This is a genomic window from Ruegeria sp. AJ12 (assembly GCF_056536245.1).
Map to the genome: position 1 here is coordinate 1,812,226 of NZ_JBQFJJ010000001.1, position 12,611 is coordinate 1,824,836.

Here is a 12,611-nt window from a genome sequence, read left to right on the forward strand (position 1 = left end):
GCTGCAAAGGAGTGAAAATATGAAACAGACGGCTGCTATCATCGGTGGCGGTGTAATTGGTGGCGGGTGGGCTGCCCGGTTCCTGCTCAATGGCTGGAATGTGCGGGTGTTCGATCCGGACCCTGAGGCCGAGCGCAAGATCGGTGAAGTGTTGGACAATGCGCGCCGGTCGTTGCCCGGGCTGAGCGATGTGCCTTTGCCACCAGAGGGTGTGTTGAGTTTCCATGCTGAGATGGCTGACGCCGTGCAGGGGGCGGCGTGGATTCAGGAAAGCGTGCCGGAACGGCTGGACCTGAAGCTGAAGGTTTACAAGGGGTTGCAGGCGGCGTGCGATCCGGGCGCGATCATTGGGTCATCGACAAGTGGCTTCAAACCGTCCGAACTGCAGGAGGGTGCATTGCGCCCCGAGCAGATCGTGGTGACCCACCCGTTCAACCCGGTCTACCTGTTGCCGCTGGTCGAACTGGTGCCCACGGAAAAGAACGCGCCGGGCATGATCCAACGGGCCAAAGAGTTGCTGACCTCGGTCGGGTTCTTTCCGTTGCATGTCAGAAAAGAGATCGACGCCCATATCGCTGACCGTTTTCTGGAGGCGGTCTGGCGTGAAGCCTTGTGGCTGGTCAAAGACGGGATCGCGACGACCGAAGAGATCGACGAAGCCATCCGTATGGGCTTTGGTATCCGCTGGGCGCAGATGGGCCTGTTCGAAACCTATCGTGTGGCGGGTGGCGAGGCCGGGATGCGGCATTTCATGGCGCAGTTCGGTCCGGCCCTGAAATGGCCCTGGACCAAATTGATGGATGTGCCGGACTTCACCGATGAATTGGTGGACATGATTGCCGATCAGTCGGATGCGCAGTCCGGAATGCACTCGATCCGCGAACTGGAACGTATTCGCGACAACAATCTCGTGGGCATGATGCGCGCGCTCAAGGCCCAGGACTGGGGCGCGGGCGCGGTGCTGAACCAGCATGACGCCGCGCTGAAACCCGGTACCTTGCCGACGATGGAGCAGGCCGACCTGAGCCAACCGATCCTGACCCTGTCCCGCGCGGTGCCGTTGGACTGGACCGATTACAACGGCCACATGAACGAGGCGCGCTATCTGGAAGCCTTTGCCGCCGCGACCGACCGGTTCATGGAAATCATCGGCTGTGACGCCGACTACATTGCCTCGGGCGGCAGCTATTTCACAGCCGAAAACCACATCCGCTACATGGGCGAAGCGCATGCAGGCGCCAAAATCGAGGTGCGCACGCAGATGCTGTTGGGGCAGGGCAAGAAGCTGCATCTGTTTCACAGCATGTATGAGGGTGACACGCTGCTGGCGACTGGTGAGAGTTTCCTGCTGCATGTCAGTCTTGAAACCCGGCGTCCGAGCGCACCGTCGACCGAAATCGAAGCGGCCATGGCCCGGATTGCAGCGGCACAGGCGCAACTGCCATACCCCGAGGGCGCGGGTGCAGCCATCCGGAGGCCCGCATGAGCGCGCGGGTGCTGATCACTGCCGGCGCGTCCGGTGTCGGGCGGGCGATGGCCGAGGCGTTTGACGCCGCAGGCGCGCAGGTCTGGGTCGCCGATGTAGACGAGGCCGCATTGGCCGACTGCCCGCCAGACTGGCGCCGCACAAACGCGGATGTCTCGGACGAGGCCGCCGTCCGTTCGCTGTTTTCCGAGATCCGGTCAGACTGGGGTGGATTGGACGTATTATGCGCAAACGCGGGCATCGCAGGGCCAACAGCATTGGTTGAAGATGTAGCGCTAACAGATTGGCGCACATGTCTTTCTGTCAATCTGGAAGGCGCATTCTTGTGTGCGAAACATGCAGCCCCCATTCTGAAACAGCAGGGCAGCGGTGTGGTGCTGATCACCTCATCGACCGCCGGTCAGTACGGATATCCCAACCGTGCGCCCTATGCGGCGGCTAAATGGGGCATGATCGGGTTGGGCAAGACACTGGCCATGGAACTGGGTCCGCATGGCGTGCGCTGTAACGTGATCTGTCCAGGTTCGGTCGAGGGGCCCCGGATGGAGGGTGTGCTGAACCGCGAGGCTGCCGCAAAGGGCATGACCCGCGATCAGGTATACCAAGGCTATGCCTCGGGCACCTCGATGGGTCGGTTTGTCGAAGGGCAGGATATCGCCAATATGGCCGTTTTCCTTGCTTCAGACGCAGCCCGACTGGTTTCGGGCCAGGTCATTGCCGTGGATGGCCACACGGTCAACCCGGACCCGAAAGTCTGATGTAACGGCAGCTGGCGACGAAATCAGCCCTGATTCGGGCCCCGGATCTGGCGAATGGTTTGGCGTACCGCCTGCCAGTCCTGTGCTTGCTGTGTGTGCCCGGCGGCCTCGGATTCGCGCATCTTTTTAGCGGCTTCCGCCTCGGCCCGGTCGCCATGGGCCGTGTACAAAGCGCGTGCGTATTGAGCGGTTTTGAGTGCGTCCATTCCCGTCATCCTCCGTCTGAGTTTGGAATGCCCGATGGTTCGCGCACAAGGACTATACTACAGGATCGCGCCTCGCGCACGGGTTGCAGGGATTCAGGCCTGCGAAATCTCGTCGCGTAGCTGGGCGAGATGGGTGGGGAAGTCTCGGGCTGTCATGTCGGCCTCGCGGACCAGCGTATCGAAATGGCGGGTAAAGACTTCGACACGATCGCGATCCCGAAAGGCCATGTAGTGGCTGCCAGCGTAGAAGACGCAGAGCAGCGGGCCAAAAATCGTCACCGGCGCAGAATAGAGCCTTTTGGCATCAAACAGATAGATGCGCATACGCGGATATAGTTGCTCGCACAGGTCCAACAGGTGATCGATCTGTTCCAGCCGAACGTCCAGCGGCAGGGTCTGATAGTATCCAACCCCCTGGGCAAAGCTGTGGATTTCATACAGCGGCATGGCGATTTCGTAGTCCGACTGCGCGCTGCGCATCCATGTCAGACGGTCCGCGGACGCCCCAATCGCCTGATCCGCCGTCCGGCCCAGATGCGGGGCATATTCCCATTCCAGCACGGCACGGGTCTTCAGCATGTCCGGCAGCGTGGCAGGGACATAGCGGATTTTGTACCCTGCGGCCTCCTGATGCCATTCAAAGATGCGTTCATCCACAAGGGCGCGCGGCGCTTCGGTCATGGACAGGGAACTCGCCAGCAGTTCCGCCGCACTTTCTGGCCGGTTGGACAGGCTGAGCAACCAGTCCGCGGATACGCCGAGGGCAGATGCGCAACTGCCGACCACGTGGGCGTTGGGCAGACGCGCGCCGTCATCTGTCAGCAATTGCGAAACGGTGGACCGGTCCACGCCAATCGTGCGTGCCAGCGCGCTTTGACTGACGTGACGGTCTTCCATGGCCCGGGCCAAGCGCCGGCGAAACCGAGCAGCACGGTCTCGTTTGTCGATTTTTTCATCCATATGGTGATAAATATCATGTCTGATGAGTTTTGTTAATCATTTACAGAATATGCAACAGGTCGGCGCGCAAGTAACCCTTTTGAAAGAACAATAAAAATGGGGTTCGGAATGGAAACGCGACAAAGATCTGTCGTGAAAGCCATCGTTTGGAATGCGATGGGGTTGGCGGTCATGACACTGGTGGGTCTGATTGCCACCGGGTCTGCGGCCATAGGCGGTGTGTTGGCGGTGGTGAATACGGCCATCGGCCTGACCATGTACGTGATCTACGAACGGATCTGGGCCGGGATTTCGTGGGGACGTCATGGCTGAGCCCGCAATGCCCCGCGCACCCGAATGGGGTACTTTTGGCCTGATTGTCGCGTGCTATGCTGCGTGGCTGGCTGCAATATTCTGGCTGGCGGCGTGGTCGTACTGGATAGCGATCCCGATCATGGGCCTTGTGGCCGCGATGCATTCCTCGCTGACACATGAGGCGCTGCACGGACATCCGTTCCGAGCCAAATGGCTGAACGAGGCGTTGATGGTTCTGCCGCTCACCTTGTTCATTCCGTTCAACCGGTTTCGCGATCTTCATCTGGCGCATCATCAGGATTCGAACCTGACCGATCCTTATGACGACCCCGAGTCGAACTATCTCGATCCAAAAGTCTGGGATGGTTTGTCCGAATGGCAAAAGCGGCTGTACACCATCAACAACACGCTTCTGGGTCGCATTCTGCTGGGTCCGGCCATCGGGCAGATCGCATTTTTGCGGGACGAGTGGCGCGGGGCACAGCGGGGCGACCGCGCGGTGCTGTTGGCCTGGGCGTTGCACCTGCCGGGTGTTGCGGTCGTGATGTGGATCGTGGCGCAGTCCGCCATGCCTGTCTGGGCGTATTGCGTGGCGGCCTATTTCGGGCTGGGCCTGGTAAAGATCCGCACCTTTCTGGAACACCGCGCCCATGAGAAATCCCGCGCCCGAACGGTGATTGTCGAAGATCGCGGGCTTTTGGCTTTTCTCTTTCTCAACAATAACCTGCACGTCGTGCATCACATGAACCCGACTGCGCCGTGGTATCGTTTACCTGCGCTCTATCGGGCGCAAAAAGAGCGGTACCTGGCGCGAAACGAGGCTTATGTCTACCGCTCCTACGCGCAGATTTTCAAAGCCTATCTCTGGCGGGCCAAAGACCCTGTGGCGCATCCGCTCTGGCCAAAACCGTAAATTGAAGACAGAAGGGAATTCATGAGTTTATGGATTCCCGTCACTATTGCCGCGGCCTCGTTTCAGACCGTGCGGTTCATGCTGCAGAAGTCACTGAGCAGCGTGAAACTGTCTGCGTCCGGCGCAACGTTCGCCCGATTTGCCTACTCCATGCCCTTGGCCGTGCTGGGCTTGTTGGCGGTGCTTTGGGGCACCGGTTCTGACCTGCCGCCTTTGACGGCCCGGTTCTGGATGTTCGTGGCCATTGGCGGGACAGCGCAGATTCTGGCGACGATCTGCGTGGTGGCGCTGTTCAAACAACGCAACTTTGCCGTCGGTATCACGTTCAAGAAAACCGAAGTGATCCAAACCGCCATCGTGGGGTTCATCATTCTAGGAGACGGCGTGTCCGGCGGAGCCCTGGTGGCCATCCTGTTGGGGCTTGCAGCGGTGCTGCTGTTGTCGAAAACGCCCGGCGGTCAGGGCGCCTGGTGGCGACACCTGACCAATCGGGCCTCGCAGCTTGGGCTGGGGTCCGGCGTCTTGTTTGCGTTTTCAGCCGTCAGTTATCGGGGGGCGTCGCTTGAGCTTGGTGAGATCGACGCCTGGTTTCGGGCGCTGATCACGCTGGCGGCGGTGGTATCCTTCCAGTTTCTCAGCATGGGGTTTTGGCTGTTTTGGCGCGACCGCGCCGAACTGCGCGCGGTGTGGGAGACGCGGGCAACCGGCGTGTTTGTAGGCCTGACCAGCCTGGGCGGGTCATTCTGCTGGTTCTGGGCCTTCACCTTGCAGAACGCCGCCTATGTGAAGGCACTGGGGCAGGTGGAGCTGATCCTGAGCCTGATGGCATCGATCCTGTTTTTCCGCGAAACCATCACCCGGCGCGAGATTGCCGGGATGACCTTGTTGGGCGTGTCGATTCTGGCGCTGGTTCTGGCGATTTAGCCGGCGCGCCGCTCGTCAAAGCTGAGCGCGATAAAGCTGGGCAGGTGATCGCCCATGCCAACCACCTCGGGACCGCTGTTTTCCTTGCGCCCGCGACCTCGGGTTTTGGGCTCGCGCTCTTTCTTGCCTTCGGTCTTCTTGCTGTCTGAGGACTTGGCTTTCTTCTCGGGCTTTGGCGCGTCTGGCTTGGGCTGGTCCTTGATCGGGTTTTCGACCCGCGGAATCTCTTTCTGGATCAGCTTTTCGATGGCATCCAGCGCTTTTTCATCCCGCCCGGAACAGATCGTGATCGCCTTGCCTTCGCGTCCGGCGCGACCTGTCCGGCCAATCCGGTGCACATAGTCCTCGGCGTGGCCGGGCACATCGAAATTGAAGACATGGCTGACCGACGGGATGTCCAGGCCACGCGCGGCGACATCCGAGGCCACCAGCAGGCGCAGGGATCCGTCGCGAAACCCATCCAGCGTTTTCATGCGCTGAGACTGATCCAGATCGCCGTGAATGGCAGCGGCATTATAGCCGTATTTCTTGAGCGATTTAGCGCAGATATCCACATCTGTCTTGCGGTTGCAGAAGATGATCGCATTGGTGCATTTGTCGCCTTCGGCATCGATCAGCGCCCGCAAAACGTTCCGTTTCTGGCTCGCCTCGCGGTCGCGACGCCCGCCCTTGAACATGACCACACTTTGTTCGATGGTCTCGGATGCGGTGGCTTGACGCGCCACCTCGACCCGGGCCGGGGCGGAGAGGAACGTATCGGTAATCCGCTCGATCTCGGACGCCATGGTCGCCGAGAAGAACAGCGTCTGGCGCGTGAATGGCGTCAGCGAGAAGATGCGTTCGATATCAGGGATAAAGCCCATATCCAGCATCCGGTCGGCCTCATCCACCACCATGATCTGAACGCCGGTCAGCAGCAGCTTGCCGCGTTCGAAATGGTCCAGCAGACGGCCCGGTGTGGCAATCAGAACGTCAACGCCCCGGTCGATCAGCGCATCTTGTTCCTTGAAGCTGACTCCGCCGATCAACAGCGCCTTGGTCAGCTTTACATTCTTGGCATAGGTGTCGAAATTCTCAGCCACCTGCGCGGCGAGTTCCCGCGTCGGGCACAAAACCAGCGAACGCGGCATCCGGGCACGCGCCCGGCCACGGGCCAGCAGCGTGATCATCGGCAGCGTGAAACTGGCGGTCTTGCCGGTTCCGGTCTGGGCTATGCCCAACACGTCGCGTCCTTCTAGCGCGGGCGGTATTGCGCCTTCCTGGATCGGGGTTGGGGTTTCGTATCCAGCATCCTCAACAGCCTTGAGGACCTTTGGGTTCAGGTTCAGTTCGTTAAACTTTGTCATGTATGTCCGGTTTTTGCGGACACTTGACCTGGCCCGCACGTCTGAGATCTGCCGGGCCCGGATGGCCACGCGCCTTACGCGCGTTTCGGCTTGGGCGCGACATAGCAAAAAGGTGGGGCAGGGTCAATTGAAGTCAAGTATGCAGGCGTTCTGGCTGGTCAGGGCGAGATTTCCTGCAACAATTCAGCCACTTCCCGGAAAGTGTTTCGCGACTTTCGCGTCCAGATTCAGGGGCCTGTGTTTGATCAGGTGATTTGCTTCAAGCCGGGCGCGCACGGCGGGGTCCGCGCCGCTCATTTCGTCGTAGAATGCGCGCAAGCCGTCCAGCCCGTGTTCGGTTTCAATCCAGGTCAGCAATTCGTTCATGTTCAGCCCGCCCAGTTCGCGCGGGGCATTGGGCGACATCCCGGGCCGGTAAGACCCGCGTTCCAGACGAAACCGGCAATGGGTCAGCCAGTGCTCCCAGTCCGGCGCATGACGGTGGCACAGGTCGATCTGTGGCAGTTCGATGCTGTGTCTGACCAGTTCCTTGTTCTGGAACACGTTGTGGATGCGGAAGTTGATCTTTTCCAATCCCGTTCGAACGAACAGCTTGCCCTGAACGTGGCTCAGGAACCCCCCAAGAACAAAAGCACCATAATTGGGGTAAAGCGACTGAACCAGAGCTTCGCGATCCGGTCCTCTTGGAATATGCGCCTTGTAGAGATCCGGGCCGGCAGAAATCGCCTCAATCGGACGGACACGCGCGATGTTTTCATTGCCCGGTAATTCCTGCAGGACGTGGGCAATCGGCTCTGCGCTCCACAGAAACTCATCCACATCGATATGGGCCAGCCAATCCACGTGGCGTTTCCGGTAAGTGTAACTGGCGTGGTAGGTCTGGCGCACCTGATGCATGTCCGGCCGGTCGCGCCCTCGTTTCTGCCAGAACGCCTCGTCGCAGTTGCGAACTCGGATTTTGGGGTGCTGCCCGAGCGTTTCGTAGGCCTCTGGATTGGGCTCGTCCAGATAGACGTAGATATGGTCTACCCCGAGATCGAGGTGATGCGCCGCAAACCGCAGGATATCGTTCGTTGATCCCCGGACCGTGGACACAATGCCCCAGGTGGTCATGTGCGCGATTGCCGTGCAATGCGTATATCGCGCATGCGTTTCAACCTGCGAAAAACATTGCCGGGATCCTTGTTCAGTTCGGTCATCAGGTGATCGGCCAGCGGCGCGATTGTCGGGTCGTTCAATGCCTTGGTCCAGATCGGGGCGAGTAGGCTGACGGCCAGCCCCCCGCTTTCCAGCGAGAACGATCGCATGTCGAACGGCAGTGCGGCGTCAGACTTGCCGCGAAACCCGTAGGGTGCATCAGGGGCCTGACCGGAGAACAGGCGCTCGAACTCATAGAGCTTCATCATGCCGAAGAGCATGCGCATTGCCTGGCCCACCTCGCGCTGTGTCGGCGTTTCGCCGTGATCGGCGAATGTCTGGACGGACGAGACCAGCCAGCGCAGGTCGAGTGCCGACAACAGATGCTCGGATTGTTCCGCCCAGAGGCGGCAGAACAGGGCTGGCGCATGGCGCGGGAAAGAGCGTTTCCTGAGATTCGAGATCAACTGGGCATTGAGAAACGCAAGCTCGGACTTTCCGACAAACTCTTTGGCGATCCGAACCCGTTTGCGATCCCACGAAGTGTGGTCGCCTGGTGGCAGAGCCGCCGCGCTGTCGGGCACCACACGCGCAGTCAAAGACATCAGATCGATATCCGGATCGGGCAGGGTGTCCGCGCCAAACACGAACGGATTGCGCCTGTTCTCCAGAATGTCCAGCATGTCGGGCAGACCGCCGGGAAAGGTGCGTTCGTCGTCGCTCATGCGGGCAGAATTGCACAGCCGAACTCGGCTGTGCAATCAGCCAGTTGCCTCACGTCATCATCTCTTTGGTCGCCGTCAGGGTCAGCGCCGGATAGTCGCGCACGACCCGGTCGATGTCCCATTGCAGACGGGTCAGATAGACGATGTCACCGTCATGATCATGGGCGATGTGCTGCTTGTTGGCATTGACGAACTTGTCGACCTCGGCCTTGTCCCCGCTGACCCAGCGGGCCGAGGTGAACTGCGAGGCCTCGAACCTAACGGGCAGGCCATATTCCATCTCGATCCGGCTGGCCAGCACCTCGAATTGCAGCGCACCAACAACGCCGACGATAAAGCCGGAGCCGATGGAGGGCTTGAACACCTTGGCGGCCCCTTCCTCAGCAAACTGCATCAGCGCCTTTTCCAGATGCTTGGCTTTCAGCGGATCACCTGCGCGCACCGTTTGCAGCAGTTCCGGCGCGAAGGAGGGGATGCCGGTCACGCGGATCGCTTCACCTTCGGTCAGTGTATCGCCAATGCGCAGCTGTCCGTGGTTGGGGATGCCGATGATGTCCCCGGCCCATGCCTCCTCGGCCAGTTCCCGGTCGGAGGCCAGAAACAGCACCGGGTTCGAGATTGCCATCGGTTTCTTTGACCGCACATGGGTCAATTTCATGCCGCGTTTGAAATGGCCTGAGGCCATGCGCACAAACGCCACCCGGTCGCGGTGCTTCGGGTCCATGTTGGCCTGCACCTTGAACACAAACCCTGCGACTTTCTTTTCATCGGGCGCGATCTGACGGGGTTCGGCGGACTGAACCTGCGGCTGAGGGCCATAGGCACCGATGCCCTCCATCAGTTCCTTGACGCCGAACGAATTGATCGCCGAGCCGAACCAGATCGGGGTCATGTGCCCCTCTAGCACCGCCTGCGGGTCGAGCTTGGGTAGCAACTCACGGGCCATCTCGACCTCTTCCAGCAGCTTGTCCAGCAGTTCGGCGGGCACGTGTTCGGCCAGTTTCGGGTCGTCCAGACCGTTGATCTCAATGCTCTCGGCCACCTTGTTGCGGTCGGCGCGGTCCATCAGTTCCAGCCGGTCGCGCAGCATGTCATAGCAGCCGATGAAATCGCGGCCCACACCGATGGGCCACGCAGCGGGCGTGACGTCGATGGCCAGCATTTCCTGAATTTCGTCGATAATCTCGAACGTATCGCGGCTTTCGCGGTCCATCTTGTTACAGAAGGTCAGGATTGGCAGATCGCGCAGGCGGCAGACCTCGAACAGTTTCTGCGTCTGGCTTTCGACACCTTTTGCGCCGTCGATCACCATCACAGCGGCATCCACCGCGGTCAGCGTGCGATAGGTATCTTCGGAGAAGTCCGAGTGACCGGGCGTGTCCACCAGATTGAACCGGAAAGTGCCGTAATCAAACGACATCGCCGAAGCCGAGACCGAGATACCGCGATCCTTCTCCATCTGCATGAAGTCCGACCGCGTCCGCCGCGCCTCACCCTTGGCGCGCACCTGACCGGCCATCTGGATGGCGCCGCCATAGAGAAGAAATTTCTCGGTCAGCGTCGTCTTACCCGCATCCGGGTGCGAGATGATGGCGAAGGTTCGGCGCCGTGCGATCTCGGGCGGCAATACGGGTTGGTTCGAGGCGGTATCAAGCATGAGCGCGCGTATAGGCGGGGAATCCCGCCGAGGCAAGATAAAGGGGCTGTTCCGAATCAGGCGGATATGGCAAAAAGAACAAATAGAGAACAAAAAGTGGAGTGGACCAATGAATTTGAAAGAAATCGCCGACGAACTGGTGGCCGGATGCCGTGAGGGCCGAGCCAAGGAAAATCTGGACAAGCTTTACGCTGAAGATGCTGTTTCGGTCGAAGCGGCAGATGCAATGGACATGGGCCGTGAAACCCGTGGTCGCGATGCAATCCGTGGCAAGCACGAATGGTGGGACGGTGCCCATGAGGTTTCGGGCGGGTCAATCAGTGATCCGTTCCCGCATGGAGACGACCGCTTTGCCGTGATCTTCGAAGTGCAGGGCAAGGTGAAAGAAAGCGGTGAGAGCTTTGATATGAAAGAAGTCGCTGTTTACCACGTTGCCGGTGGCAAGATCGTGCGTGAAGAGTTCTTTTACTGACGTGGTTGGAATTCTGGTCTTCCCTTAGTGTCTGATGCTAGACATACAGGCAAACAACACAGGCGAGGACATGAGATTTCCCTATTGCTTCAACGTACTTGCGGCCGGAATGCTGATGTTTCCGGCCGCGTCTGTAGGGTGGGCCGACGGAAAACACCCTGACAGCAAACCAGCCGTGTCTGATGCGAACGGAAAGCTCTCGATTCTGGGTAACACGAACAGCTTCGGAACGCTCTACGGTGCCGACGGCAGCCTATCTGCACCGCTGGGCCATAGCTTTGGGCTTCAGATCGATGGTCTTGTTTCAAGGCTGAATACGGACAACCTAGGCAATGCGTCCGCGTTTGGAGCCGGAGCACATGTTTTCTGGCGTAATCCGGAACGTGGTCTTATAGGGCTGTACGGGCACTATGCCTCAACAGACCTTACAGACAGCGCAAACTTCCGCGCGATCGGTGTTGAGGCAGAAGCTTATTTTGATCGCTTTTCATTAACGGCGTTGATCGGTGCGGAAGATGGCCGGTTCGGCAGCTCGGAATTTGGAGAGATTGACTTCGGAACGAACCTGTTTTCGTCTGCGTTCCTTATCTACTACCCGAATGACAACTTGAGCCTGTCTGTGGGCCATCGTTATGTTCTGGAGCAGCACTCGATCTCGGCGGGAGCGGAATGGATGTCTGGCAGTCTTCGGAATACGAGCCTTTATGCCAGCGTTTCCTACGACGCGGATGATGACGCCTCGGCGCTGTTTGGCGTTCGGTATTACATCGGACAAGGAGACAAGCCGCTCATTCGTCGCCACCGGGAAGATGATCCCAGCCAGAGCACCATAATCTGGTATCTGGAGCAGGCTGTCGGCGATCTTGATAATATCGTTCAAACAATTCGTGAGTTCCGAGGTGTCTGACCACTGAACCGGCGAAGTGAACAGGTGTGAAAAAGGGGCAAGAGAATGGACCTTGGAATTCGTGGAAAACGCGCGCTGGTCTGTGCCAGCAGCAAAGGTTTGGGTCTCGGCTGCGCCGAGGCTCTTGCCGCAGCTGGTGTTGACTTGGTGATGAACGCGCGGGGCTCGGATGCGTTGGACACTGAGGCGGCGCGTCTGCGGGCCGAACATGGCGTTGAGGTGCAGACCGTGGCCTGCGACGTGACCTCGTCCGAGGGTCAGGCAAGGGTGATTGAGGCCGGAGAGGGTGTCGACATTCTGGTGACCAATGCAGGCGGGCCGCCGCCCGGACTTTGGTCGGATTGGGACCGGGACGATTTCATCAAGGCGCTGGATGCCAACATGTTGACCCCGATTGCGTTCATGAAAGCGCTGCTGCCGGGCATGATGGACAAGGGCTGGGGCAGAGTGGTCAACATCACGTCGCAGTCTGTCCGGGCGCCGATTGCCGTGCTTGGGCTGTCAAATGCCGCGCGGACCGGACTGACGGGGTATGTTGCGGGCACGGCGCGGCAGGTGGCACCACACGGGGTGACGATCAACAACCTGTTGCCCGGCATTCACGCCACGGATCGCGCAGATTCGCTGGACAGCGGCGTGGCAGAGCAAAAGGGGATCACGATAGACGACGCACGGGCAGAACGCGCCGCGACGATCCCGGCACGGCGCTACGGAACCAGGCGAGAATTCGGCGCGGCCTGCGCGTTTCTCTGCTCGCAACACGCCGGGTTCATTGTCGGGCAGAATCTCCTGCTTGACGGTGGGGCGACCAATTTGACGATGTGAA

General features: G+C 59.7%; 14 protein-coding genes. 8 read left to right on the top strand and 6 right to left on the bottom strand.

Annotation, left to right across the window (positions count from 1 at the left end):
- The first annotated feature begins 19 nt into the window (after nt 1-19).
- The gene (locus ACR3E0_RS09190; RefSeq protein WP_480478290.1) at nt 20-1,486 is read left to right on the top strand and encodes a carnitine 3-dehydrogenase; all 1,467 of its coding nucleotides are present in this window, start codon (nt 20-22) and stop codon (nt 1,484-1,486) included.
- Nucleotides 1,483-2,244: an SDR family oxidoreductase gene (locus ACR3E0_RS09195; RefSeq protein WP_480478292.1), complete on the top strand. Its 762-nt coding sequence runs from the start codon at nt 1,483-1,485 to the stop codon at nt 2,242-2,244. The genes ACR3E0_RS09190 and ACR3E0_RS09195 overlap by 4 nt, the downstream gene beginning before the upstream one ends.
- Before the next feature lie 23 nt (nt 2,245-2,267).
- Here the strand turns inward: ACR3E0_RS09195 and ACR3E0_RS09200 are convergent, their stop codons facing one another.
- Together ACR3E0_RS09200 and ACR3E0_RS09205 are read right to left on the bottom strand one after the other, a co-directional pair.
- On the bottom strand, nt 2,268-2,450 hold the full coding sequence (locus ACR3E0_RS09200; RefSeq protein ID WP_480478294.1) for a hypothetical protein: 183 nt from the start codon (nt 2,448-2,450) through the stop codon (nt 2,268-2,270).
- A gap of 93 nt (nt 2,451-2,543) precedes the next feature.
- Complete coding sequence (locus ACR3E0_RS09205) at nt 2,544-3,410, bottom strand: helix-turn-helix domain-containing protein (protein WP_480478296.1); 867 nt, start codon at nt 3,408-3,410, stop codon at nt 2,544-2,546.
- A gap of 108 nt (nt 3,411-3,518) precedes the next feature.
- On the opposite strand from ACR3E0_RS09205, the gene ACR3E0_RS09210 reads away from it, so the two are divergent.
- From ACR3E0_RS09210 to ACR3E0_RS09220, 3 genes are read left to right on the top strand one after another with little or no spacing between them, the layout of a single operon-like run.
- Nucleotides 3,519-3,722: a DUF2061 domain-containing protein gene (locus ACR3E0_RS09210; RefSeq protein WP_480478298.1), complete on the top strand. Its 204-nt coding sequence runs from the start codon at nt 3,519-3,521 to the stop codon at nt 3,720-3,722.
- Complete coding sequence (locus ACR3E0_RS09215) at nt 3,715-4,617, top strand: fatty acid desaturase (RefSeq protein ID WP_480478300.1); 903 nt, start codon at nt 3,715-3,717, stop codon at nt 4,615-4,617. Before ACR3E0_RS09210 ends, ACR3E0_RS09215 begins: the two co-directional genes overlap by 8 nt.
- A 21-nt stretch (nt 4,618-4,638) precedes the next feature.
- On the top strand, nt 4,639-5,541 hold the full coding sequence (locus ACR3E0_RS09220) for an EamA family transporter (protein ID WP_480478302.1): 903 nt from the start codon (nt 4,639-4,641) through the stop codon (nt 5,539-5,541).
- Here the strand turns inward: ACR3E0_RS09220 and ACR3E0_RS09225 are convergent.
- The 4 genes from ACR3E0_RS09225 to ACR3E0_RS09240 form a co-directional block, all read right to left on the bottom strand.
- Nucleotides 5,538-6,887: a DEAD/DEAH box helicase gene (locus ACR3E0_RS09225; RefSeq protein ID WP_480478304.1), complete on the bottom strand. Its 1,350-nt coding sequence runs from the start codon at nt 6,885-6,887 to the stop codon at nt 5,538-5,540. The genes ACR3E0_RS09220 and ACR3E0_RS09225 overlap by 4 nt on opposite strands.
- Nucleotides 6,888-7,070: 183 nt before the next feature.
- Nucleotides 7,071-8,000 carry a glycosyltransferase family 2 protein gene (locus tag ACR3E0_RS09230; RefSeq protein WP_480478306.1) on the bottom strand — a complete coding sequence of 310 codons (930 nt, stop codon included), beginning with the start codon at nt 7,998-8,000 and terminating at the stop codon, nt 7,071-7,073.
- A complete protein-coding gene (locus ACR3E0_RS09235) occupies nt 7,997-8,749 on the bottom strand; it encodes a hypothetical protein (RefSeq protein WP_480478308.1) in 753 nt (250 codons plus the stop codon). The genes ACR3E0_RS09230 and ACR3E0_RS09235 overlap by 4 nt, the downstream gene beginning before the upstream one ends.
- Before the next feature lie 49 nt (nt 8,750-8,798).
- On the bottom strand, nt 8,799-10,406 hold the full coding sequence (locus tag ACR3E0_RS09240; RefSeq protein ID WP_480478310.1) for a peptide chain release factor 3: 1,608 nt from the start codon (nt 10,404-10,406) through the stop codon (nt 8,799-8,801).
- 109 nt (nt 10,407-10,515) lie between these two features.
- Here ACR3E0_RS09240 and ACR3E0_RS09245 point away from each other — a divergent pair, with 109 nt between their 5' ends.
- From ACR3E0_RS09245 to ACR3E0_RS09255, 3 genes are all read left to right on the top strand, one after another.
- A complete protein-coding gene (locus tag ACR3E0_RS09245; RefSeq protein ID WP_480478312.1) occupies nt 10,516-10,878 on the top strand; it encodes a SnoaL-like domain-containing protein in 363 nt (120 codons plus the stop codon).
- A gap of 70 nt (nt 10,879-10,948) precedes the next feature.
- Entirely contained in the window at nt 10,949-11,785 is an 837-nt protein-coding gene (locus ACR3E0_RS09250; RefSeq protein WP_480478314.1) for a hypothetical protein, read from the top strand.
- 45 nt (nt 11,786-11,830) lie between these two features.
- Entirely contained in the window at nt 11,831-12,610 is a 780-nt protein-coding gene (locus ACR3E0_RS09255; protein ID WP_480478316.1) for an SDR family oxidoreductase, read from the top strand.
- Nucleotide 12,611: the final 1 nt, after the last annotated feature.

Coding starts and splice junctions, on each gene's coding strand:
- ACR3E0_RS09230 (WP_480478306.1), bottom strand. CDS start 8,000: ATGACCACCTGGGGCATTGTGTCCACGGTCCGGGGATCAACGAACGAT.
- ACR3E0_RS09240 (WP_480478310.1), bottom strand. CDS start 10,406: ATGCTTGATACCGCCTCGAACCAACCCGTATTGCCGCCCGAGATCGCA.
- ACR3E0_RS09190 (WP_480478290.1), top strand. CDS start 20: ATGAAACAGACGGCTGCTATCATCGGTGGCGGTGTAATTGGTGGCGGG.
- ACR3E0_RS09215 (WP_480478300.1), top strand. CDS start 3,715: ATGGCTGAGCCCGCAATGCCCCGCGCACCCGAATGGGGTACTTTTGGC.
- ACR3E0_RS09200 (WP_480478294.1), bottom strand. CDS start 2,450: ATGGACGCACTCAAAACCGCTCAATACGCACGCGCTTTGTACACGGCC.
- ACR3E0_RS09250 (WP_480478314.1), top strand. CDS start 10,949: ATGAGATTTCCCTATTGCTTCAACGTACTTGCGGCCGGAATGCTGATG.
- ACR3E0_RS09220 (WP_480478302.1), top strand. CDS start 4,639: ATGAGTTTATGGATTCCCGTCACTATTGCCGCGGCCTCGTTTCAGACC.
- ACR3E0_RS09245 (WP_480478312.1), top strand. CDS start 10,516: ATGAATTTGAAAGAAATCGCCGACGAACTGGTGGCCGGATGCCGTGAG.
- ACR3E0_RS09225 (WP_480478304.1), bottom strand. CDS start 6,887: ATGACAAAGTTTAACGAACTGAACCTGAACCCAAAGGTCCTCAAGGCT.
- ACR3E0_RS09195 (WP_480478292.1), top strand. CDS start 1,483: ATGAGCGCGCGGGTGCTGATCACTGCCGGCGCGTCCGGTGTCGGGCGG.
- ACR3E0_RS09255 (WP_480478316.1), top strand. CDS start 11,831: ATGGACCTTGGAATTCGTGGAAAACGCGCGCTGGTCTGTGCCAGCAGC.
- ACR3E0_RS09205 (WP_480478296.1), bottom strand. CDS start 3,410: ATGGATGAAAAAATCGACAAACGAGACCGTGCTGCTCGGTTTCGCCGG.
- ACR3E0_RS09235 (WP_480478308.1), bottom strand. CDS start 8,749: ATGAGCGACGACGAACGCACCTTTCCCGGCGGTCTGCCCGACATGCTG.
- ACR3E0_RS09210 (WP_480478298.1), top strand. CDS start 3,519: ATGGAAACGCGACAAAGATCTGTCGTGAAAGCCATCGTTTGGAATGCG.